Annotated in this window: 22 protein-coding genes and 1 riboswitch; of the genes, 15 read left to right on the top strand and 7 right to left on the bottom strand. The window is 52.4% G+C overall.

Features of this window, described 5'->3' with window-relative positions:
* Nucleotides 1-9 precede the first annotated feature (9 nt).
* From IEY46_RS16760 to IEY46_RS16690, 15 genes are all read left to right on the top strand, one after another.
* The gene (locus IEY46_RS16760; RefSeq protein ID WP_188993099.1) at nt 10-741 is read left to right on the top strand and encodes a glycosyltransferase family 32 protein; all 732 of its coding nucleotides are present in this window, start codon (nt 10-12) and stop codon (nt 739-741) included.
* Nucleotides 738-1,337 carry a sugar transferase gene (locus IEY46_RS16755; protein WP_188993098.1) on the top strand — a complete coding sequence of 200 codons (600 nt, stop codon included), beginning with the start codon at nt 738-740 and terminating at the stop codon, nt 1,335-1,337. The genes IEY46_RS16760 and IEY46_RS16755 overlap by 4 nt, the downstream gene beginning before the upstream one ends.
* On the top strand, nt 1,334-2,320 hold the full coding sequence (locus IEY46_RS16750; protein ID WP_188993097.1) for an ATP-grasp domain-containing protein: 987 nt from the start codon (nt 1,334-1,336) through the stop codon (nt 2,318-2,320). The genes IEY46_RS16755 and IEY46_RS16750 overlap by 4 nt, the downstream gene beginning before the upstream one ends.
* Nucleotides 2,317-3,021, top strand: a complete 705-nt coding sequence (locus IEY46_RS16745; RefSeq protein ID WP_188993096.1) for an HAD family hydrolase — start codon at nt 2,317-2,319, stop codon at nt 3,019-3,021. The genes IEY46_RS16750 and IEY46_RS16745 overlap by 4 nt, the downstream gene beginning before the upstream one ends.
* 35 nt (nt 3,022-3,056) lie before the next feature.
* Complete coding sequence (locus IEY46_RS16740; RefSeq protein ID WP_188993936.1) at nt 3,057-4,259, top strand: aminotransferase class I/II-fold pyridoxal phosphate-dependent enzyme; 1,203 nt, start codon at nt 3,057-3,059, stop codon at nt 4,257-4,259.
* A 98-nt stretch (nt 4,260-4,357) separates the two neighbouring features.
* Nucleotides 4,358-5,563, top strand: coding sequence for a nucleotidyltransferase domain-containing protein (locus tag IEY46_RS16735; protein WP_188993095.1), 1,206 nt, complete (start codon nt 4,358-4,360; stop codon nt 5,561-5,563).
* A complete protein-coding gene (locus IEY46_RS16730; protein ID WP_188993094.1) occupies nt 5,535-6,746 on the top strand; it encodes a glycosyltransferase in 1,212 nt (403 codons plus the stop codon). The genes IEY46_RS16735 and IEY46_RS16730 overlap by 29 nt, the downstream gene beginning before the upstream one ends.
* A 3-nt stretch (nt 6,747-6,749) precedes the next feature.
* Nucleotides 6,750-7,976: a glycosyltransferase gene (locus IEY46_RS16725; RefSeq protein WP_188993093.1), complete on the top strand. Its 1,227-nt coding sequence runs from the start codon at nt 6,750-6,752 to the stop codon at nt 7,974-7,976.
* Nucleotides 7,954-8,991 carry a glycosyltransferase gene (locus IEY46_RS16720; RefSeq protein ID WP_188993092.1) on the top strand — a complete coding sequence of 346 codons (1,038 nt, stop codon included), beginning with the start codon at nt 7,954-7,956 and terminating at the stop codon, nt 8,989-8,991. The genes IEY46_RS16725 and IEY46_RS16720 overlap by 23 nt, the downstream gene beginning before the upstream one ends.
* 21 nt (nt 8,992-9,012) lie before the next feature.
* On the top strand, nt 9,013-10,170 hold the full coding sequence (locus IEY46_RS16715; RefSeq protein WP_188993091.1) for a polysaccharide pyruvyl transferase family protein: 1,158 nt from the start codon (nt 9,013-9,015) through the stop codon (nt 10,168-10,170).
* A 42-nt stretch (nt 10,171-10,212) separates the two neighbouring features.
* Nucleotides 10,213-11,394, top strand: a complete 1,182-nt coding sequence (locus IEY46_RS16710; protein ID WP_188993090.1) for a glycosyltransferase — start codon at nt 10,213-10,215, stop codon at nt 11,392-11,394.
* Nucleotides 11,395-11,418: 24 nt separating this feature from the next.
* The gene (locus tag IEY46_RS16705; protein ID WP_188993934.1) at nt 11,419-12,597 is read left to right on the top strand and encodes a glycoside hydrolase family 88 protein; all 1,179 of its coding nucleotides are present in this window, start codon (nt 11,419-11,421) and stop codon (nt 12,595-12,597) included.
* A complete protein-coding gene (locus tag IEY46_RS16700; RefSeq protein WP_188993089.1) occupies nt 12,594-14,141 on the top strand; it encodes a lipopolysaccharide biosynthesis protein in 1,548 nt (515 codons plus the stop codon). Before IEY46_RS16705 ends, IEY46_RS16700 begins: the two co-directional genes overlap by 4 nt.
* Before the next feature lie 5 nt (nt 14,142-14,146).
* Nucleotides 14,147-15,196 carry a UDP-glucose 4-epimerase GalE gene (galE, locus tag IEY46_RS16695; protein WP_188993088.1) on the top strand — a complete coding sequence of 350 codons (1,050 nt, stop codon included), beginning with the start codon at nt 14,147-14,149 and terminating at the stop codon, nt 15,194-15,196.
* 104 nt (nt 15,197-15,300) lie between these two features.
* A riboswitch (cyclic di-GMP riboswitch) is annotated at nt 15,301-15,383 on the top strand.
* A 17-nt stretch (nt 15,384-15,400) separates the two neighbouring features.
* Nucleotides 15,401-15,577, top strand: coding sequence for an antirepressor SinI (locus IEY46_RS16690; RefSeq protein ID WP_188993087.1), 177 nt, complete (start codon nt 15,401-15,403; stop codon nt 15,575-15,577).
* Nucleotides 15,578-15,583: 6 nt separating this feature from the next.
* On the opposite strand, the gene IEY46_RS16685 is transcribed toward IEY46_RS16690, so the two are convergent.
* The 7 genes from IEY46_RS16685 to IEY46_RS16650 all read right to left on the bottom strand — a co-directional run bounded on the left by IEY46_RS16685 (nt 15,584) and on the right by IEY46_RS16650 (nt 21,844).
* Nucleotides 15,584-15,913 carry a helix-turn-helix domain-containing protein gene (locus IEY46_RS16685; protein WP_188993086.1) on the bottom strand — a complete coding sequence of 110 codons (330 nt, stop codon included), beginning with the start codon at nt 15,911-15,913 and terminating at the stop codon, nt 15,584-15,586.
* A gap of 192 nt (nt 15,914-16,105) precedes the next feature.
* The gene (locus IEY46_RS16675) at nt 16,106-17,908 is read right to left on the bottom strand and encodes an ABC transporter ATP-binding protein (RefSeq protein WP_188993084.1); all 1,803 of its coding nucleotides are present in this window, start codon (nt 17,906-17,908) and stop codon (nt 16,106-16,108) included.
* A gap of 49 nt (nt 17,909-17,957) precedes the next feature.
* Complete coding sequence (locus IEY46_RS16670; protein ID WP_188993083.1) at nt 17,958-18,428, bottom strand: lasso peptide biosynthesis B2 protein; 471 nt, start codon at nt 18,426-18,428, stop codon at nt 17,958-17,960.
* A gap of 9 nt (nt 18,429-18,437) precedes the next feature.
* Nucleotides 18,438-18,740: a lasso peptide biosynthesis PqqD family chaperone gene (locus IEY46_RS16665; protein ID WP_188993082.1), complete on the bottom strand. Its 303-nt coding sequence runs from the start codon at nt 18,738-18,740 to the stop codon at nt 18,438-18,440.
* Nucleotides 18,737-19,663 (bottom strand): phosphoenolpyruvate carboxykinase (ATP), encoded by a 927-nt coding sequence (locus tag IEY46_RS16660; protein ID WP_188993933.1) that lies wholly within the window; start codon nt 19,661-19,663, stop codon nt 18,737-18,739. Before IEY46_RS16660 ends, IEY46_RS16665 begins: the two co-directional genes overlap by 4 nt.
* Nucleotides 19,664-19,754: 91 nt before the next feature.
* Nucleotides 19,755-19,892, bottom strand: a complete 138-nt coding sequence (locus IEY46_RS16655; protein WP_188993081.1) for a paeninodin family lasso peptide — start codon at nt 19,890-19,892, stop codon at nt 19,755-19,757.
* A 14-nt stretch (nt 19,893-19,906) separates the two neighbouring features.
* Nucleotides 19,907-21,844, bottom strand: a complete 1,938-nt coding sequence (locus IEY46_RS16650; protein ID WP_188993080.1) for an asparagine synthase-related protein — start codon at nt 21,842-21,844, stop codon at nt 19,907-19,909.
* Nucleotides 21,845-21,906 lie beyond the last annotated feature (62 nt).

The raw sequence follows: 21,906 nt of genomic DNA, 5'->3' as shown, positions 1-21,906 counted from the left end.
GGAGTGCATGTGTCAGCCTCACCCCGGATTCCGCGCATTGTACACTACTGCTGGTTCGGCCGCGGACCAAAGCCCAAGCTGATGCTCAAATGCATAAGCAGCTGGCAGAGGCATTTGAACGGCTATCAGTTTATGGAATGGAATGAGGATACCTTCGACATTCATTCCAACCGTTATGTGGAAGAAGCCTATGCAGCCCGCAAATATGCCTTCGTGAGCGATTATGTCCGATTGTATGCTCTGTATCACCAGGGCGGCATCTATATGGATACCGATGTCGAGGTGGTCAAACCGCTGGACCGGTTCCTGAATCACGAGGCTTTCTCGGGGTTCGAGGACGGGCATTTTCTTCAATCCGGAACGATGGGAGCCGCCAGGAAGCATCCGTGGATCGAAGAGCTGCTGCTCGATTACCGGAACCGGAGCTTTCTACGGGAGGACGGCAGCTGCGATACGACGACCAACACGGCGGTAATCAGCCGCATCAGTGAAAGGCGGGGACTGGTATTAAACGGCGAGCATCAAGTGCTAGACGGAGGGGTCGTTTTCTATCCCAGAACCTATTTCAGTCCTTATGATTATATTAATGGTGCGAATTTCATAACTTCGGAGAGCTGCACGATTCACCATTTCGCACAATCCTGGCTTCCGGCGCATATTCGCGTGAGAAGCTCGATCAAGAGAGCGGCCAGCCGGATAGTCGGCCCCAAATTAATCTCAAAAATGAGGGATATGCTGTGAAACGTTTTGTGGATCTTCTTCTTGCAGCCCCGCTGCTTCTGTTCTTTCTGCCGGTAGTGGCGGTGCTGGCGGTTCTGGTGCGGATCAAGCTGGGCTCGCCGGTGTTGTTCAGGCAGTGGCGCCCGGGATTGCATGGGAAACCTTTTCAGATGATGAAATTCAGAACGATGCTAGATGCTCTTGACGACAGCGGCCAGCCGCTGCCCGATGCCATAAGGCTTACTCCATTCGGCAGATGGCTGAGGAAGTACAGCCTTGACGAGCTGCCGCAGTTGTGGAATGTGGTCCGCGGCGATCTGAGTCTGGTCGGTCCAAGGCCGCTGCTGATGGACTATCTGCCCTTGTATACGCAGGATCAGGCAAGGCGCCATGAAGTGAAGCCGGGCATTACCGGATGGGCTCAGATTAATGGGCGCAACGCGATATCCTGGGAAGAGAAGTTTGCGCTTGACCTGTGGTATGTGGACAACCGCAGTCTGCGTCTGGATGCCGGCATCCTGCTGTTGTCGGTCAAGAAGGTATTGTTCTCCGAAGGCATTCAGAACAGCGCGCATGCCACGATGCCGGTATTTGAAGGGAGTGTGGAACGGTCTTGAATATGAATGACCTGAATATCCTGTTCACAAGCTCCGGGCGCAGAGTCAGTCTCATCCGCAAATTCAAAGAGGCTTATGCGCGCCACGGTATTCAAGGCAAGGTCGTGACGGCGGATATCAAGCCAAGCGCGCCTGCCGCCTTTGCCGGGGACCGCCATGCGCTTGTGCCGAGAGTGACGGATCCCCGCTATGTGGATGCGCTGCTGGAATTGTGCAAAGAAGAGCGGATTCATTTGGTCATCCCGCTGATCGATACGGAATTGGTGCTGCTGGCGGCACATAAAGCCTTGTTCGAGCAGCATCAGATCCGTCTGCTGCTCTCCAGTATCGAGCTCAACGAGCTGGCCTCGGACAAGTTGAAAACCTTTGCTTTCTTTAATGCGAATGGCATCCGTACCCCGAAGGTTTACAGCGAGGAGGAAATCCGGCTGAAGCAGTTCGTTTTCCCGCTGCTGATCAAGCCCAGGAGAGGCAGCTCCAGTCAAGGGGTTACGATCATCCGCAATGAGCGGGAGCTGGATTTCTTCAAGGATTATATTCCGGAAGCGATGGTCCAGGAACTCGTGAGCGGCGAAGAATATACCGTCGATGTCATGCTGGATTTTCACGGCGCGGTCAAAGCCATTGTGCCGCGCCTGCGAATGGAAACGCGGGCTGGCGAGGTCAGCAAAGGAGTAACCCGGAAGGATGAGAGTGTCATCCGCGCTGTCCGGCAGGTGGTGAGCGCGCTGCCCGGGCCGGTGGGATGCATTACGCTGCAATGCTTCAAACAGACAAGTGGCGAAATAACATTCATTGAGATCAATCCCCGTTTCGGTGGAGGTATTCCGCTTGCCATCGAAGCTGGAGCGGATTTTCCGCTGTGGACCCTGATGCTGGGGAGGGGAGAGCGCTTCAGTGGAGAGCGGGATGACAGCTGGGATGAGGATCTGACCATGCTTCGTTATGACGATGCTTTCTTTACAAAGGAGCTAAGCTTATGAGCATTAAAGCCGTCGTGTTCGATCTGGATGATACACTGTATCTGGAAAAAAATTATACCTTAAGCGGCTTCAAGGCTGTGGGACATTGGGTCAAGGAGCATCATGGAGTCGCCGGTTTCTACGAAACGGCGGCTTCTCTTCTGCATGAGGGGGTCAAAGGGGTTATCTTTAACCGGGCGCTGGAGCAGCATGGCATCCCGGCTGAGGACAAGCTTGTAGCGGAGCTGGTGGATTGCTACCGGTCGCACCGCCCTGACATCAATCTGCTGGAGGATGCGGGATGGGTACTCGACAACCTGGACAAGGATGTCAAGCTGGGACTGATCTCCGACGGTTATCTGGTTGCCCAGGAGCAGAAGGTCCGGGCACTGAATCTGGCAAATTCCTTTCATTCCATCGTCCTGACGGATGCGCTGGGCAGGAATCATTGGAAGCCAAGCCCGCTCCCTTATGAAACGGCGAGCAGGCAAATGGGCGTTCCCCATTATCAATGCTTGTATGTGGGGGATAATGTGACCAAAGATTTTGTAGCCGCAAACCGGCTCGGATGGACGACGATACAGGTGAGCAGACAGCACGGGGTATATGCCGGGGTTCGCGCGGAGCATCCTTATCAGGCCCATTATCACATCCGCGATCTGAAAGAACTGGCCGTGCTGAAGGCGCTGAAGCATCTGTTCACTTATCGTCAGACCACATAATGCTGAACAGAGAAAGTACAACAAGAAAGTGAGTGATGGTTGTGAATGAGCAAAAGAAGCGGATCTATTTGTCGGCTCCGCATATGAGCGGCAGGGAACAGGACTATATCGGCGAGGCTTTTGCCGACAATTGGATTGCGCCTGTAGGGCCGCATGTCGATGCCTTCGAACAGGAGATGGCGAAACATGTGGGCGCATTCGGCGCTGCGGCCGTCAGCTCGGGAACGGCAGCGATTCATCTGGCGCTGCGGCTGCTTCAAGTCAATCACGGCGACCGGGTATTCTGCTCGACGCTGACATTCATCGCCAGCGCCAATCCCATTTTGTATATGGGTGGCGAGGTGGTGCTGATCGATTCGGAACCGCAGACCTGGAACATGTCTCCCCAGGCATTGGAGACTGCGCTGAAGGATGCGGAGCTCGAAGGCGCATTGCCTAAAGCGGTGATCGTCGTCCATTTGTATGGACAATGCGCCAGGATGGACGAAATCCTCACGCTCTGTGGGCGTTACGGGGTTCCCGTCATTGAGGATGCCGCCGAGTCGCTGGGCTCCACCTATCACGGAAAAGCAAGCGGGACATTCGGCAAATTTGGCATTTATTCCTTTAACGGCAACAAGATCATTACCACCTCCGGCGGAGGCATGCTGCTGTCCGAGGATGCCGGGATGCTGAAACAAGCGCGTTTTCTGGCGACCCAGGCCAGAGATCCGGCGCAGCATTACGAACATAGCCAAATGGGCTACAATTACCGGCTCAGCAATCTTCTGGCAGGAGTAGGCCGGGCGCAGCTGCAGGTGCTGAATGAACGTGTGGAGGCCCGCCGGGAGATTTTTGCGACCTACCGCAGAGAGCTGGCCGGGCTTCCCGGCATTTCCTTCATGCCGGAGCTTGAAGGCACAAGAACCAACCGCTGGCTGACCGCGCTGACGCTGGATGAACGGGAAGCGGGATTAACGTCGCCTCGCATTCTTCAAGCCTTACATGAGGAGAATATCGAGGCGCGTCCGGTATGGAAGCCGCTGCACAGGCAGCCGCTGCTGGCCGGCAGCCGTTATTACAGGCATGAGGGCAGGAGTGTATCGGATGATTTATTCGCTACAGGGCTCTGCCTGCCATCAGGCTCAGGAATGCTTGAAGTTGAGCAGCAGCGTGTCATCAGCTGCATCCGGCGGACAATGAATGCTGCTGTACAGGAAACAGGGAGCAGGTGCATAGCCTCATTTCTTCCTAATTGACAACATTACCCATAGGATGTTACTCTGAGAGTGTGTTCGTTTTATAGAACAATATTCGATATTTTGTTCGTTATGGTAGACATGCGAAGGAGAACCCTATGGTCGATATTTATAGGCTTGATAAGCAAAAGCTTTCTCTTCCCCTGCAGCTGCTGCTCCGGATTTTGGCGGTTGATAAGAATGACGCCTGGACGGAACAAGCCGGTCTGTTTGCTGATATGGATTGGGATGCTTTCATTAAGCTGGCCCGGCATCATCGTGTCCACCCCTATCTATATACCAAACTGAAGGAAATCGGCTCCGGTTATGTACCTGCTCCTGTTCTGCGGGGATTTTATCAGGAATACTGCAATAATACGTTTATTATGCTCGGCCTAAGCGGAGAGATGGAGCGGATCTGCCAGGTTTTTGAAGGTATCGGGATCCGGTCTCTTTTTCTCAAGGGACCTGTGCTGGCCGTTGATCTGTATGGGGATATCTCGCATCGCACTTCCTGCGATCTGGATATTCTGATCCCGATCAAGGATCTCTTCCGGGCGGAGAAGAAGCTGGAGGAGCTTGGTTACAGGAAGGACGATTATATTGATTCCGTGCTGAATGACTGGAAATGGCGTCATCATCATACGACGTTTATCCATCCGCGCACCGGGATTAAGGTGGAGCTGCACTGGCGGCTAAATCCGGCGCCTTCGAAGGAGCCGGGCTTCGAGCAGCTGTGGAGCCGCAGAAGACTTAGCCCGGTCTCCTCTCATCCGCTGTTCTATTTGGGAAAGGAGGATTTGTTCCTGTTCCTTGTTACCCACGGCGCGCGTCACGGATGGTCCCGGCTCCGCTGGCTGCTGGATATCAAGCAGATCCTCGTGCAAAGCCCCGATCCGGTTATGTTGAAACGGCTGCTGAAGGCCAATCGGACGACGCATATTGGCGGGCAGGCGCTTGTGTTGGCATCACAGCTGCTGGACGTCTGGCCGCAGCCGGCGCTGCTGCCGCTCATGGCCGGGAACAGGCCGGGAAAGCTGGCGGAAGAAGCGATGTTCTACATCAGTAGGATGGTTCAGCTGCATACTTTACCTTTGCCCGAGGAAGTCGAGCGCTATCACAAGCGCCATCTGTTCTCGCTTATGACGGTTCAGCAGCGGGGGTTGTTCATGCTTAGCTTCCTGTTTCCTTATCCCGAGGATGCCAAGACGCTGCCGCTGCCCAAAACGCTCCATTTTCTTTATCTACCACTCCGCCCTTTTCTATGGGCCTGGAGAAAACTGCAGGGGGAACGGCATGAAAAAGGTATTGATCGCCTCTTATGATATGGAGGTGGGCGGTGTGGAGAGAAGTCTGGCGAGCATGCTGGAGGTTTTCGATTACGACCGTCACGCCATCGATGTGATGCTTTACCGCCATCAGGGAGATTTCATGAATCTTCTGCCTGAACGGATCAGGCTGATGGGGGAGATGAGAGCTTATGCGACCTTCCGCAAATCGATCGGGGAGATCTTCTCCGAAAGGCAATGGTTCCTGGGGTTATCCCGGGCATTATCCAAGGTTCAGGCGCAATGGGTAGGCAAACGCAGGGGCCTTGCAGAACCCGGTTATGTCCAGATGCAGCTCATGTGGAAGTATGCGCTGCCTTTTCTGCCCAGGATAGTGCAGACCTATGACACGGCGATCAGTTATTTGTGGCCTCATTATTTTGTCGCGGACAAAGTGAAGGCTGCAACAAAAATCGCCTGGATTCATACGGATTATTCCATGGTGGAAGCAAGTCCGGGACTGGATCTGGCCATGTGGAACAAGTTCGATCACATCGTGGCGGTATCGGAAGCCTGCAAGCAATCGTTTCTGGCCCGGTATGAATCGCTGGCTGGCAAGGTGGTTGTCATTGAAAATATAACCTCCCCCGCATTCGTGCGAACGATGGCCGGCGCACCGGCCGTAAGTCCCATGAAGCGGGACAACCGCTTCAAGCTGTTGACCGTAGCGCGTCTCTCCCATGCCAAGGGCATCGACCAGGCGGTGAAAGCATTGAAGCTGCTCAAGGAGAGAGGCTATGGAGACATTGCCTGGTATGTCGTGGGGTATGGAGGCGACGAGCCGATGCTCCGGGAGCTGATTATTGAGAACGGGCTTGAGGACAGCTTTATATTGTTGGGCAAGCAGACCAACCCTTATCCGTATATCCAGTCCTGCGATCTTTACGTCCAGCCCTCCCGCTACGAGGGCAAAGCCGTAACGGTCACGGAAGCCAAGATTATCGGCAAGCCGATCCTGATAACGAACTATTCGACCGCGAGCAGTCAGGTAGATGATAACTGCGATGGCTGTATTACGGAGATGTCCATCGAAGGTATTGCAAATGGCATCGAACGACTTTATCTGGACGGGGCGCTCCGGTCAAGGCTTGCCGAAACCTGTCTGCAAACCGATTACAGCAACGGCAGCGAGCTTGAGAAGCTGTACAATCTGGTCGGCGCGCATAAGGAAGGGGCTTAGCCTATGAAAAAAAGCCTGCTGTTTGTTATGCCAAGTCTTGCATCCGGTGGCGGAGAGCGAAGCCTGGTCAATCTGCTCTCCCAGATTGATTACAGTCTATATGAGGTGGATCTGTTTTTGTTCAACCACGAAGGGCTTTTTATGGAATTTGTGCCGAAGGAAGTCACGATTCTGCCTATTCCGGAGAGTTATTACCGGTTTGCCCAGCCGCTTGCCGTCTCCGCTGGCTCGTTCCTGATCCGGGGTGATTGGTCTCTGGCCCGCAGCCGCCTCCTGTTCAGCCTCAAGAACCGGCTTAACCGGAACATGTCGATGCGGGAGCAATATAACTGGAAGTATATATCGGCTTCTATCGGTCTGCTCCAGAAAAAGTACGATGCGGCAATCGGCTTTCTGGAGAAAACCTCGACTTATTTCTGTGTAGAGAAGGTGGAGGCTTTGCAGAAAATAGGCTGGGTTCATATTGATTATGACGAGCTTGGAATGGACCCGGACTTTGATATAACCTATTTCGAGCAGCTTGACCATATCGTGACGGTATCCGAGGAATGTGCGGCTGTCCTTAAGAAACGGTTTCCCGGCCAGCAGCATAAGGTGCAGGTGATTCATAATATTGTGTCCCCGACCGTGATCCGACAGATGGCTGAAGAGAACCTGGAGGATGTTTATAACCGCGAAGGCGACGAGATTGTGCTGTTGACGGTAGGCAGGCTGCATGTCCAGAAGGGCTACGAGCTGGCGATTGAAGCGTGCAGACTACTGGTTGAGCAGGGCTATAACATCCGGTGGTATGTCATCGGTGAAGGCGAAGAAAGGGCAAAGCTGACCGAGCTCATCAAGGCCAGCCGCCTGGAACGGCATTTCAAGCTGCTTGGGCTGAAATCCAACCCCTATCCCTATATAAAGCAGGCCGATCTGTATGTACAGACCTCCAGATTTGAAGGGAAATCGATTGCGATCGACGAGGCCAAAATTCTGAAGAAGCCGATTGTCATTACCCGGTTCAGCACCGCAGCCGACCAGATCCGCGAAGGGCAGGAGGGGCTGATTGTGGAGATGCATCCCGAGGCCATAGCCAAGGGCATCGGCAAGCTTATCCATAATAGAGAACTGCGGATAAGAATGGCCAATCATCTGGCGGGGGCGCAGCTGGGAACGGAAGCTGAAATTTATCAGCTCTACAGCCTTCTCAACAGGGAGTTTATTCATGACAAAACAGAAGCTTTATAAAGTCAGCGTTATTATTCCCGTCTACAATGCGGCACCTCACCTGCCGGCCTGCGTCGGCTCGCTTCTGAACCAGACGCTGGAGGAATGTGAATTCATCTTTGTCAATGACGGGTCGACGGATGGCAGCGGTGCCATTCTTGCGCACTATCAGAGCTTGGATCCAAGGATCAAGCTGATCGAACAGACCAATCAAGGCGTAAGCCTGGCCCGGAATGCAGGACTTGCTGCGGCGGCGGGTGAGTATGTCGGGTTCGTGGATGCCGACGATTACGTTGAACCGGATATGTACGAAAGGTTATATGAGGCCGCGGATGGCTGCGATGTGATTGTATCGAATATGGAGAGCGATATGGAAGGCCGGGCGATCGTAACCCGATACCCGTTCAGGGTAAACGAATTGCTCGGCAGGGAATACATACAGGACGAGATATTGCCTTTTTTTCTGATGGCGGACCAACTGAATACGGCAGTAAACAAGCTTTACAGAAGAAGTGTAGCCATTAAAGGCGGTGTCAGCTTTCCGGCGCAAGTTCCGCTGGGAGAAGACGGGATGTTTAATATGTTGTTCTTCAGTTGCGCGGCAACGATGAAATACATTGATTACACCGGCTACCATTACCGGGAAGTAGCTGGAAGTGCTACCCGCAATATTGCAGGCAAGGATTATTTCAATCTCGCACTGGAAGTTTATCGAACGGAGCCTCCGGTCTTCTATCGGGAAATCATGCCGCCCGGCCAGATTGAACGGTTAAAATCCGTCCGGTTGATCCATAGTACGATCGCTTATATTTATGTTTATTTCAAACCGAGCAAGGACATGAGCCTCCGGCAAAGATACAGGTACGTCAAGCGGATGATAACGGATCCTTATGTGAGGGGGGCGCTGCCCTTCTATTATGAGAACAGGTCAGGGACGATAGGCCGGTATGAGAAATGGCTGCTCGCCATGATCCGGGCCAAATTCACATTTGGATTGATGTGTGCGGCGGCATACAGCAGAATCAGGAGCGCGTGAATCCATCAAGGGGGATTGTCAGTGAAGATTATGATGTTTGCTCACGGAGGCAGCTTAAATAGAGGATGCGAGGCGATCGTTCGTTCTTCCGCATCCATTATCAAAGAGAGGATCAGCGGCGCCAAAGTGTTCTTGTCCTCGCAGAAGCCGGATACCGACGGGATGATTCCCAGACTGGACGGCGTATATGACGGAACCAGAACCGAAATCAGGAAATATTCCATGGATTGGGCGCTGTCCTTTCTTTCCTTCCGGCTGTTGAAAAACGAATCCTACGCTTTGCGGAAATTGGAGCAAAAGGTGATCAGCCGGATTAAGGAGGTAGATATCTGCATGTCCATCGGCGGCGATAATTATTGTTACGGCGAGCAGCCGCAATGGTACGAAATCGACCGCAGTGTGAAACGCAGCGGCAAGAAGCTTGTGCTATGGGGCTGCTCTATAGGCGAGGAGGATATGTCCGAGAGGAAGCTGCGGGATTTGAAGCTGTTCGATCTTATTCTGGCGCGAGAGTCGCTTACATACAACATGCTTCGTGCTCAAGGGCTGACCAATGTTAAATTATGCGCCGATCCCGCGTTTACGATGGAGAAGGAAGAGCTGCTGCTTCCCGCAGGCTGGCAGGAGGGCAGAATGATTGGACTAAACTTCAGCCCTCTTGTCTGGAAGCGTAACAAAAGCTCTCATGCGGCTGTACACGATCTAATGAAGCATATTCTACAGACCACGGATATGACGATTGCCCTCACGCCCCATGTCATGGAGCAGGATAACAATGACTATGATCTTCTGCGCCAGTATGATGAGGAGTTCAAGCACACTGGCAGAGTCATCCTGCTCCCCGACAATCTGACAGCTGTGCAGTATAAAGGGTTCATCTCCAGAATGAGATTTTTTATCGGGGCCAGGACGCATGCGACCATTGCAGCATACTCCAGCTGCGTGCCTACGATGGTTCTGGGCTACAGCGTCAAATCCAAGGGGATCGCCCTGGATATTTTTGGCGAGGAGCGGCTGGTGCTGGGGATCAATGATATTTCCGACAGCCGCAAGCTGATCAGCAGATTCAATGAAATGGTGTTGGACGAAGCTGAGCTTGTAGATAAACTCCGGCAGTCGATCCCGAATATCAAGCGCATGTCTTACAGGGCGGCAGATTATCTCCGGCATCTGGGATAAGGAACCGAACTCGTATAATCCGTACCGGGCAGGTGATTGTAAGTGAAGAAAAAAATATTGTTCGTCATGAACAACATGAACTGCGGTGGTGCCGAAAAGTCGCTCGTTTCGCTGCTGCAAACGATTGATTATTCCAGGTGCGAGGTTGATCTGCTTTTGTTCAAGAAGGCGGGAATGTTTATGGATCAAATTCCGGAGCAGGTCCGTCTCCTGGAGGAACCCCGCGGATACGCCTATTTCGATATGCCTGTCGGAAAAGCGCTGGCAGGAGCCGTGGCAAGAGGAAGAATCGACATTGCCTGGTCGCGGCTATGCGCCGGTTATGTATTCCGCAGGGAGCCCGGCAGATCCAGATGCGAACAAAGGGTCTGGAAATATATCTCCCGTTCGATTCCGGGACTTGCCGGCGTCTATGATGCGGCGATCGGTTTTCTCGAAAAATCGCCGGTTTATTATGTGATCGATAAAGTGAAGGCTCGAACGAAAATCGGATTTATTCATAACGATTACGACAAGCTGGGAATGGATTCCGTAATCGACCAGCAATATTTCAAAAAACTTGATTATATTGCGACCGTTTCCGAAGCGTGCATCAACATTTTGACAGAACGATTTCCGATGTACCAAAGCAAAATCGTCCTGATGCATAACATTATATCGCCTGCCGTCATCCTGGGCTTGGCCGAAGGGGAGTCCCCTCTACCGAGAAGAGGCGTTACGATCGTGTCCGTAGGCCGGCTGAATTATCAGAAAGGCTTCGAGCTTGCTGTGCAAGCCTGCGAGCTGCTCGTCAAGGACGGACTGGATATCCAGTGGTACATCGTCGGAGAAGGCGAAGAGCGGGGGAGGCTGGAGCAGTCCATCAAGGAGAGAGGGCTGGAGAATTCCGTGTCGCTGACCGGTCTTCTGGAGAATCCGTATCCCTACATCAAACACTGCGATATCTATGTTCAGACCTCTTATTTCGAAGGGCGCTGCCTGACTGTAACGGAGGCGAAGATTCTGCAGAAGCCGATCGTGTCCACGAACTTTAAAGTCATTTACGACCAATTGACGGATGGCCTTAACGGCTTGATTGTCGAACAGGATGGAGTCTCGGTCTATCGGGGCGTCAGGAAGCTTATTGATAACCAGCAGCTTCGCCGCCACTTGACGGATAACCTGCGGCAGGAAACGCTCGGAACCGAGCATGAGATCCAGAAGTTGTACCAATGGATCAGCTAGCAAGAAGGGGCGAGGACATTGTATATATTCTTATTATGTTGTTCCATACTGCTCGTTGCAGCAGCCATTATTGTATTGATCGATGTTTTGCCGATATTCCTGGACTGGGTCAGCCGGATTCATATCGGGCGGCATCGGGACATGAAGGTTTGGAATGAATCCGTCACCCAACGGGGAGGTCAATGGCTCAACCGTACGCCGAAGATGAAGGTGACGGACAACACGAGACTGGTTGTGCTCGACATGCTTCAGGGCAATTACACGAAGCATGCGATCCAGCACTGGCAGGAAGCGGCCTTGCTTATGGGATTATCGGAGTATGTCGGCAAGAGCAAGGATGTGAATATGGAGAAAGAAATCATCACCTATGTGAAAGCCAAATTCGATCACAATGGAAATTGGCTGCAGACCCCCAAGCAGGTGGACGGCGCCATTGTCGCTTATGCCGTCATGAAGCAGCGCTGCATCGACCCGTCCGGCTACAAGCCGGCGTTCGATTATATGTGGTCATTAATCCAGGAGCATGTCGGAGAGGATGGCTGTGTCCAGTACCGCAAATCGATGAAGAATTACCGCTACGTCGATACGATCGGTTTCATTTGTCCTTTTCTTGTCGCCTACGGTCTTCGGTACGACAAGCCGGAATGTGTGGAGCTGGCCGTCAGGCAGCTCGTTGAATTTGAGAAACACGGCATGCTTGAGCATCATTATCTGCCGAGCCACGCCTACCATATGGAACATGGGACTCCGCTTGGCTTGTATGGGTGGGGCAGGGGGCTGGGCTGGTTCGCCATCGGATTGATGGATGCCTGGCGCGAGCTGCCAGCCGCTCATCCACATAAGGGGCTTCTGGGAGGGATGATTACGAAATTCTCCGCTTCTGTTCTGGCCTTCCAGGGCAAGGAGGGGAATTGGAACTGGACGATTACAAGGGAGGAATCAAGAGCGGATTCATCGGCGACGGCTGTACTGGGCTGGTTTCTGAGCGAAGCCTCATGCCTGGAGCATCTGAATGAAGCCTGCACGGGCGGAGCGGAGCGGGCCGCTTCCTATTTAATGAAGGTCACCCGGCGCAGCGGAGCGGTCGATTTCTCCCAGGGAGATACGAAGGACATCGGTGTGTACTCCATGCTGTTTAACATCCTGCCTTTTACGCAAGGGTTCTGCATCCGCATGATGAATGGCCGCGAGGTGCCGGCATGAGAGTCCGCAGCTCGCTGATCAATATTGCGGCAGGACTCGGTAACCAGATCGTCATAACGGCACTCAGCTTTATATCCAGAACCGTGTTCATCAACAGCCTGGGCATTGAGTATCTGGGCATCAACGGTTTGTTTACGAATCTGCTCGCCATGCTGACGCTGGCGGAAGCGGGAATCGGCTCCAGCATCATCTACAGTCTTTACAAGCCCGTTGCTGATAATGACCGGGTAACGATCAATAAGCTGATGAGGCTTTACCGCAACGCGTATCTGGTCATAGCGCTTATTGTTACACTGCTTGGTTTGTCGCTGCTGCCTTTCCTCGACCATGTGGTCCAAAATTCGAGTGTGGAGCATGTATCCGTTATTTATCTGATTTTCCTGCTCAATACCGTGACGCCCTACCTCTTCTCCTACAAAAATTCATTTCTGAACGTGAGCCAGAAGGGGTACATCGTAACACTCATCTTTACCCTATCTTCTATTTTGTCTACCTGCCTGAAAATCGGCATTCTCACGTACACGAAAAACTATATTCTGTTCCTGGCAATCGATAGCGTGATTACACTCAGTACTGCCATTATTCTCACCTTGGTTGTTAACAACATGTACCCATTCCTGCGAGAGAAGGTCATTGGCCGTCTCGACAGTGTGACCAAGCAGGGAATTGTAAAGAATGTCAAAGCCATCGTCCTGCAGAATACCGGCAGCTATCTGGTGCTGGGGACGGAAAATATTCTGATCTCGACCTTTGTGAGCGTCGCCGCCGTCGGCTTGTATTCCAATTATAAAATGCTGATTGAAATTGGCCGTACCTTTATCAATCAGATCTTCAGCAATATGTACCACAGTATCGGCAATCTGGTCTCCCAGGAAAGCAAGGAAAAAATCTATGCGGTATACAAGGTCACGCTGATGCTCAATTTCTGGCTGTATTCCCTGTTTGCGATTGTGTTGTCGGTTCTGATACAGCCATTCATTACGTTATGGATCGGAAGCCAGTTCCTGATGCCGGGCAGCGTGCTGGTGCTGCTGCTTCTCCTGTTCTACGAAAGAGGCATGCGAAATTCGATCACAACCGTAAAAACAACGGCAGGCATTTTTCATCAGGACCGTTACGCCCCGCTGCTGCAGGCAGCCGTTTGCCTGGCCGTCTCCATTATGCTGGTACAGACCATCGGCATCGCCGGCGTGTTTATCGGTTCGCTGGCAAGCGCCCTTGCGGTCCCTTTCTGGACGACTCCGTATCTGGTCTACCGGAATGTTTTCAAACGGCCGCTAAGGGAATACTTTTTGGCTTATTTGACTTATACCGTTGTCGGGTTGGGAGCTTATTTCATGACGAGCCTTATATGCCGGTTTATTCCCAGCTATGGCTTTATGGCGATGATGGCAAAAGGCACCGTCGGCTTTACAGCCGTCAACGTTCTCTATATCGCACTTTTCTACCGTACAGATGAGTTCGGCTATCTGCTTGGAATCAGCCGGGGCATCATCCGCAGACTGGCGCTGAACCGCAAAACCAAACCGAATATGGAGGCTTGATTGTGATGGCGATATTAGTAACGGGCGGAGCCGGGTATATTGGATCCCACACCTGTGTGGAGCTCCTGGAGGCGGGATACGAGATTGTCGTAGTCGATAATTACACAAACAGCAGTCCGGAAGCGCTGAACCGGGTGATGGAGATCACGGGCAGAACCTTTCCCGTCTATGAACTGGATTTGAGAGACCGTGGCGCCTTGGCTGAGGTCTTCGAAGCGCATTCCATCGATGCCGTCATTCATTTTGCCGGCCTCAAGGCGGTTGGAGAATCCGTTCGTTCGCCGCTCTGGTATTATGAAATGAATATGAACAGCACGCTCGTGCTGTGTGAGGTCATGGGCATTTATGGTGTGCGCAGGCTCGTCTTCAGTTCTTCCGCTACGGTGTATGGAGCATCCGGAGATATGCCGCTTGCCGAAGACTCGCCTGTTGAAGCAGCCAGTCCCTATGGCCGCACCAAGCAAATGATTGAGCAGATCCTTCAGGATTTGGCGGTATCCGATATGAGGTGGAGCATATGCATTCTCCGTTATTTCAATCCGGTTGGCGCACATAAGAGCGGCCGAATCGGGGAGAATCCTGCAGGCATTCCCAATAATCTGATGCCCTATTTGTCGCAGGTGGCAGCCGGCCGCTTGGAGCAGCTAAGCGTATACGGCAGTGATTATCCAACGCCGGACGGTACCGGTATCCGGGATTATATTCATGTGGTGGATCTGGCACTGGGGCATATCCGGGCACTTGGGCAGATCATGGACTGTGCCGGTCTGGATATCTATAATCTGGGGACGGGGCGCGGTGCAAGCGTGCTTGAGATGATTGCGTCCTTCGAGCAGGCGACCGGCGCCAAAGTGCCGTACCGCTTTGCCGCCAGGCGGCCCGGGGATATCGCGGTCAGCTGCGCGGATGTCCGGAAAGCCCGATATGGGCTTGGCTGGACAGCCAGCCGTGGACTATCGGAAATGTGCGAGGATACTTGGCGTTGGCAGGCGAATAATCCCGATGGATATGTCAGCCATGAGTATCGATTCATGACAGATTTACTAAAAAAGTGAGAATTTCGACAAAATTAGTTGAAAATATTAAAATTCGATCGCATGAAGCGACAGCATCGGCGGAAAGGCTTGGTTATAATTGTGAATATAGCTAACAATTGCAAGTTCAAACAGGAGACGAGGAAATGCGTTTTTATCTGGGCACCTTAAACGCATGGAGTCAGTGGTGCAACCGGCCGATTTCGGAGCGGGGGGAAAATGGTGATGGCATTAGCAGAACGGGTACACAAGGAAAAATTAGATAAAGAGTGGGTCGAGTTAATCATGGCCGCACGGGCGTTGGGGCTGGAACGGGACGTGATCCGGGATGTGCTCGGCACGCTCCCGAAGTGGGATAACGGCGCCCGCCGGTTGCAACAAGAGCCCTCTATCTCAGATTGAATACACCTAGTCTTTATGAAGTCTCCATTTGTTGAATTCCAGAAATTCTTTGAATTGTTCTTTGCTGACGCCCGATGCCATAGCCTCGCGAACAAGGTTTTCCCATTCCTGATCCAGCTGCCTGGCATCTTCAGCGGAATTTTGCACATGAAGCAGTTCCTCCACAGTTGTGCCGAGGACGGTTCCGATCTTCTCGAGAAATTGAATAGAGGGGTTTTGTTGAATCCCACGTTCAATGGAACTCAGATAGGATTTGGCCACACCCGCACGCTCTGAAAGCTCGGTTAGGGAAAGGGCCTTTCTTTTGCGCAGCAGTTGAATGCGTTCTCCAATCATCATGGTCTCCTCCAAATTCGTAGTTGATGCCTACTATTATATCGAATTATTCTTCAATAAGGAAGATTTCGTTATTTATAACGAACAGATGCGGCAAGATAAACAGCGTATTGGGTCAGCGCTGGTTATCTTGCCGCTTGTGCTTGTTCACGGGATGGGAGCCATCACAGCTTTTCCGCTATCATGCCGGCCTTAAACAATCGCTTCCTTCTGATTGTCCAGCAGATGGCCGAATATGCCTCCGCGTTCCGCAGCAAGCTGGTTGAACCCCCCGCGCTGCACCACCTTGCCCTGGTCGATGACAATGACTTGATCCGCATGGCGGATGGTCGACAGACGGTGGGCGACAACAATGATCGTCATGGTGCCTTTCAGGCGCTCCAGCGCTTGCTGGATTTTCTTCTCATTCTCCGTATCCAGGGCGCTTGTCGCTTCGTCAAGCACCAGCACCGACGGTTTGCTTATGATCGCCCGGGCGAGCACCAGACGCTGGCGCTCGCCTCCCGAGAGCCGGATGCCCCTGTCCCCGATCAGCGTATCGAGTCCAAGAGGCAATGCGCGGACGAAATCAGCCGAAGAAGCGAATTCGAGCGCCTCCCACAGCTGGTCTTCGCCGGCACCGGGCTGTATCATGAGAAGATTTTCCCTGATGCTGGCATTGTACAGAAAAGGATCCTGCGCCACATATCCGATGGACCGCCGGAAAGCGAATAAATTTGATGTCGTAAGCGGCTCGCCATCAATCAGGATTTGCCCCGATTCCGGCTGCATAAGTCCCATCAGCAGATCGATCAAGGTGCTTTTTCCTGCTCCGGAGCGCCCAACAAAAGCCGTCATCCGGTTGGCGGGAATGAATAAATTGACCTCCTGGAGCGTATGAGCCGATTCTGCGGAATGGTAACGGAAATAGACATTGTTGCATGTCAGGCCGTGTTTCAGGCGCAGCGGGGCGGAAGGGGAGCCGTCCATTCCCTTCTCCCGCGGCTCTGCCGCTTCCGTGCACTCCTGCTGCAGGTTGATCATCGCCTTGAAGGCGGGAACAGTCGCGGCCATCTGCTCCAGATTGGACTGAATGCTTGTAAACCTGGGCCAAAGGCGGGCGAAGATGAGGATCACAAGCAGCAGCTGGGGTCCGCTTGCATGAAAGAACCGGAATGAGATAAAGACGAAACCGGCAATCAGAAGAGCCGACGATATTTTGTACAGCAGCTGGGAATTCATTCTCAGCCGGATATATTCCATTTGCTCATGCATCATGCCTTTCGTAAGCGAATGCAGCCAGTTCAGGCGGGAATCCTCGAGATTATTGCTTTTGATATCCTTGATCCCGTTAAGCTGGTCGGTAATGCCTGCCAGGTAACTTTGGGAAAGCACAGAGGTCTGATTGCCGAGCAGCTTGGCCTTATGGATGTAATGGCGCGAGAACAGTGCGAGCAGCGTCCCGCATCCCAGAACAAACATCGTCATGGACGGAGACAGCCAGAACGCGAATACGATCTGAATCAGAGTGAATAGGGAGGAGGTGACGAGCTGCAGGAATAGATTGATTCCGCTGATGACGCGGGCCAACTCGATGGTGAGCAGATTAATGAGATCCGACTTTCTTTTTTTGAGGAAAAAGGACCATTTGGATGCAAGCAGGGTGCTGTAAATTTCAGAACGGAGCTTGCGGCTGAAGATTTGCTGGATTTCCACATTGCGGATCATGATTTGTCGCTGGATGAGATTTTGACCGAACACGATTAACACATAAAGAGTCAGGATCAGCGTCAATGCCCATGCTTGCGGCATCGCCTGCAGCTCTTTTAGCCATCTGAAATCGTAGCTGGTCGCTTGCTGAACGCTCAAAATCCCACTCATGCTAATCATGGGGATCAACAACAGTATACCGGCACTTTCAAGAAGGCTGCTGAATACCATCCCCAGAAGATTAATTGTCAGCGCGGCTCCGGAATAAGCGTATAAGCGCTTCATATAATGCAGGATAAGCTTCATCCAACTCGCTCCTAACGTGGGGCTGCCTCCCCCTGATGACGGTTAAAACTTATGGCTGCAAGCTGCGTTCCGTCAACCTTTTGGCAAATTTCTGTACCACGGTAAACCGGTCCATTACATCTGCGCCGGTTATGTAGACAGGTCCGCTGCGGAGCCAGGCGTGCGCAATCAGCTGCCCGGTTTTATCTTTGGCGGTTCCCATATATAACGTGCTGTCGATGCCACGGCGTTCCAGCATTTTCATGCCTGCTATGGCTCTGACCAGACATTTGCTCTCCCATGGCGTATGCCGGCTGGCCGCATGAAGGGCATGAGAAACCTTCCTGATGACAGCGATGCTTGCGGGATCATAGTCTTGAGAGGTTTCTGTCGTTTGCTCGCCAAGCGTGGCGGCGATTCTCGGAAATGGCCTGAACAGCTGACATCTTGCATAGCCCAGCAGCAAGCAGGCTTCAGCATACAGGATTAATGTTCGACCGTCAGTACGCAGCAGTATTCGCAGAATTCTTAACAATCTCATCCTTTGATCCTACTGTCCTTCAGCATTGGAGAATGTAATCAGCTGATGATGATGCAAATGATTCAAAAAAGAAAGCATATTCTCCTTGCATTCATTGTGGTCCACCTCATACTCCGCAGTTAGCGCGGACAGGATGCCGGCTATTGGAGTAGAAGATCCGATCAGGTCCCAGATTCGCCCGCCGGTTTCTCCCAGATTATAATATTTTCCATTCTGGACACTCAGCATCACTTTCTCGCCGTCCATATCACTGACGATATTGCCGGGGCACTGCGATACAAAACCGGTAAGCAGCAGATTGGAAGCACTCATGAGATTTTCTCCTTCCGGATGGTTTGAAGCAAAAGCGATCCGAGATCGAGCGCGGTAAATGCCGATGAAGGCCGGACGATCCGGTGAACAGGAAGCTGGTTGACAAAGCGTACAAGCATGCCAAAATGCCACTCCATGAGCCCCATCTGCTCCATCACGGAGCGCCTGAATGTATGGCGCAGCAGGGTATGGAAACGCTCGAGGCCTTCGACAGCTTGGATGCCTGGACCTGATTCATCGCATACAAGCTCAAACACGCCGCCAAGCGGCATTGGTTCATGGCGGAAGCGGGACTGAACCGGCACCGCAAATTTCTGCTCGCGGTCAAACAATGGCTGGCAGCCGTCACCGTTCATTCCAAGCTTGTCCATACTGTCCTGCCACAGCTTCTGCTGCGGATAAGAGGGAAATATGATCGCGGTATGGTCATGTGCAAGCACGAGCGGAATCACATCGTCGCTGAGCAGCTGGAAGCCCATATTCAACAGTACCGTGGCAAGCGTTGATTTTCCTGCACCGGAATGCCCGACAATGGCATAAGCTTTTCCGTCGATTGCAACTGCGCTGCCGTGAAGCGGAAGAATTCCCCGCTGCAGAAGCAGGATACCCATACACGTGCCCAGCACATAGAGACGAATTTTACCCGGATCACATTCCGGGACCGGTGAAACGTGAATAGACACGCCTTCTTCAATGCGGAAGACCGCCACATCCGGAACATTAAACATCACTGAGCTTCCGCGGACCACCCAGGTTTCGCCTGGCTTGACTTCAGCGCTCCAGATTGGAAGCAAATCCGTTATACTTATGGAGACCGGAGCCGGATTACGGCTCGAATTAACCTGGGCGGATGTTTGGCTATCCGAAAGCTCGGGGAGTGGAATAGTGCTTTGGATACGGCATCCGAAAGCCTGGTATTCCATAAGCGAAGCCGCTTTGATCAATATGTTCACCTCGATAGTTGAGCAGCTGCCTATATACAGTGAGGTACATAGGCAGCTGCTCTGTAATGAATTAGCTGTAGTGAATGACTTCAGTGGGATCCGGCTGAACGGCGTCAGGAAGATGAACGCCTGGACCTGCCATTGTCATTTTGTAATCAAGAACTTCCAATGATGGCGATTGCCATTGTTTTTTAGCTTCGTTTTGCATGATATCACCTCCTCTCAAGAGTGTTTTTTGATAAATCGATAGAAGATAAGGCTCCTCATCAGAATCCGGTAATTAAAATCGAAAGCAAGCTCAGGCTTCGGTTCTGTACCGATTTTGGCTAATGAGGCGGCAAGCTGCTCCGTGTTCAAATATTCCCCCACGGCCGGGTCGGCTATGACCTGATGCAGCTCGCCGATAAAACCATCCCATGAAGCCGCCATGCGTTGTACGCCATCGGCCCCCTGTACCCCCCGAATCCGCTGATTGAGCCGGACGTCGTCAGGCAGGTAACCTTCTGTCGCCCTGCGGATCAGCGCCCGGTCGACCCCGTTCTGGACAAACTGGTCATCGGGTACCGACAGGCAGAAGCGGATGACTCGCAGGTCATTCGTAGGATCGCGGTCCCACATCAGATATTTGAGCGACAGCTTGGTTCCGATTGTCCCGTTGATATTCCAGAAATATAGCTGTTTAAATTGGTCTTTTCTGATCGCATAGGCGCTGCTCTGAGGGAAACCCCAGTTATTAAGCCCATAGGTCTCCAGTTTCTCAAAGACCTCCGTTCTGCGGGCAAATTGCGGATTAATGAGCATCGGAAGCTGGTAGTCGCTTTTTTGCATCGTAAAACGTCCATAGAAGGGAAAAGCTTTTTTGCTGACTGCGGACATCACTCTTGACTTCTTCACACCGAGGCTGAGGCTGTATTGCTGAAGCTCCCGGTAGAAGCGGATCCAGCGGAACTGTCTGATCAGGTTCGCCTGGTAATCCAGCGCCGGCCCCCATGAAATGGTCCAGTTGCCCCGCTGTCCGTTCAGCATGACGCCGATATCCTGCTTGCAGGCCTGTTCGTAAATTCCTTTGAGCCAGAAGGAGTTTTCAAAAAACTTATAGGGCATCTCCATCGTTTCCAGCCAGTCATCGATTTCGGAATAAGGGCTCAGCTCGGGGAAATTCAAGTAATTGCCTTTGATATTCCCGACATATTTGACTGTGGACTGGATTAAATGGCGTTCGTCGGCAACCCGGCTCCGGGGTGTGAAATCGACGAAATCCTCCAGTGGATAATAACTGAACGTATGCAAGGGCTTGTTGTTCTCTCTCAGTGTCCGGGCAGCAAAGCTGGCGACAGACCCGGAATCCAATCCACCGCTGAGGTGGGCGCCAACCTGGCGATGGGTCCGGACTCGTGTACGGACTGCAGTATCAAACACATCGCGGAACGCTTCTTCATATTCCCGGTCGGATTTATAATTGAGCTTGTTTTCTTCTTCCAGGGTGCAGTATCTTGTGAATGTAATGCTGCCGTCTGCGACTGTAAGTGAGTGGGAGGGCGGGAGCTGCTGGATATGAGTGTATACAGTAGCAAAGCAATCAATGGCGTCAGCGGTCATGGGAATGGCCAGAAATTCCGATACCCATTGCTCGTTCAAGCTTTTGTCCAGCCCAGGGAGTGTGAATAACGGCTCGATCGTCGTGCAGAAAGCAAAAAGCTGGGCCGAGCGTGCCAGATAAAGGGTGCGGTTGCCGGAAAAATCTCTGGCTCCGAATAAGGAACGTTTCCGCTCATCCCAGATCATGAAAGCAAAATCTCCGATCAGGTAGCAGGGGCAGCGCTCCCCCCATTTCTCATAAGCCAGCAGAATAAGCAGGCTGTCAGGCATATTGGGACGGTCATCACGGGTAATCTGAAGCTGCTCGAATAGTTCCGTGCGGTTGTCGATGATGGCATCGGCTGTTATCGAAAGTCCGCGCTCCCGATCATAGAAAGGCAGAACCTCGCCTACCGACTCGGGGGTTATCCATTGGGCATGGCAGCCAAGAAAGACTCCCTTTGCCCGCCAGTCCCAAATTTGGTTGGCAGGATAGCGCCGGAGCTGCTCCATCATGGCATCGCCCTGTTCAGGATGGAATTCCTCGTGATTCATATGATAAATGCCAGCGATTGCGCTCATGAGATTTGACCAGCCTTTCTGCGAGGTTCCAACGGATCGGAGCCTGTCAAGTTGTTCTTTTT

Source organism: Paenibacillus nasutitermitis (assembly GCF_014641075.1).
Classification (GTDB): domain Bacteria; phylum Bacillota; class Bacilli; order Paenibacillales; family Paenibacillaceae; genus Paenibacillus_Z; species Paenibacillus_Z nasutitermitis.
This window is presented reverse-complemented; position numbering and strand designations above follow the sequence as displayed.

Bases quoted from the DNA above. Each gene is read 5' to 3' on its own strand.
- IEY46_RS16745 (WP_188993096.1), top strand. From the start codon at position 2,317: ATGAGCATTAAAGCCGTCGTGTTCGATCTGGATGATACACTGTATCTG.
- IEY46_RS16740 (WP_188993936.1), top strand. From the start codon at position 3,057: ATGGTTGTGAATGAGCAAAAGAAGCGGATCTATTTGTCGGCTCCGCAT.
- IEY46_RS16735 (WP_188993095.1), top strand. From the start codon at position 4,358: ATGGTCGATATTTATAGGCTTGATAAGCAAAAGCTTTCTCTTCCCCTG.
- IEY46_RS16730 (WP_188993094.1), top strand. From the start codon at position 5,535: ATGAAAAAGGTATTGATCGCCTCTTATGATATGGAGGTGGGCGGTGTG.
- IEY46_RS16725 (WP_188993093.1), top strand. From the start codon at position 6,750: ATGAAAAAAAGCCTGCTGTTTGTTATGCCAAGTCTTGCATCCGGTGGC.
- IEY46_RS16720 (WP_188993092.1), top strand. From the start codon at position 7,954: ATGACAAAACAGAAGCTTTATAAAGTCAGCGTTATTATTCCCGTCTAC.
- IEY46_RS16700 (WP_188993089.1), top strand. From the start codon at position 12,594: ATGAGAGTCCGCAGCTCGCTGATCAATATTGCGGCAGGACTCGGTAAC.
- galE (WP_188993088.1), top strand. From the start codon at position 14,147: ATGGCGATATTAGTAACGGGCGGAGCCGGGTATATTGGATCCCACACC.
- IEY46_RS16690 (WP_188993087.1), top strand. From the start codon at position 15,401: ATGGCATTAGCAGAACGGGTACACAAGGAAAAATTAGATAAAGAGTGG.
- IEY46_RS16685 (WP_188993086.1), bottom strand. From the start codon at position 15,913: ATGATTGGAGAACGCATTCAACTGCTGCGCAAAAGAAAGGCCCTTTCC.
- IEY46_RS16675 (WP_188993084.1), bottom strand. From the start codon at position 17,908: ATGAAGCTTATCCTGCATTATATGAAGCGCTTATACGCTTATTCCGGA.
- IEY46_RS16670 (WP_188993083.1), bottom strand. From the start codon at position 18,428: ATGAGATTGTTAAGAATTCTGCGAATACTGCTGCGTACTGACGGTCGA.
- IEY46_RS16665 (WP_188993082.1), bottom strand. From the start codon at position 18,740: ATGAGTGCTTCCAATCTGCTGCTTACCGGTTTTGTATCGCAGTGCCCC.
- IEY46_RS16660 (WP_188993933.1), bottom strand. From the start codon at position 19,663: ATGGAATACCAGGCTTTCGGATGCCGTATCCAAAGCACTATTCCACTC.
- IEY46_RS16655 (WP_188993081.1), bottom strand. From the start codon at position 19,892: ATGCAAAACGAAGCTAAAAAACAATGGCAATCGCCATCATTGGAAGTT.
- IEY46_RS16650 (WP_188993080.1), bottom strand. From the start codon at position 21,844: ATGAGCGCAATCGCTGGCATTTATCATATGAATCACGAGGAATTCCAT.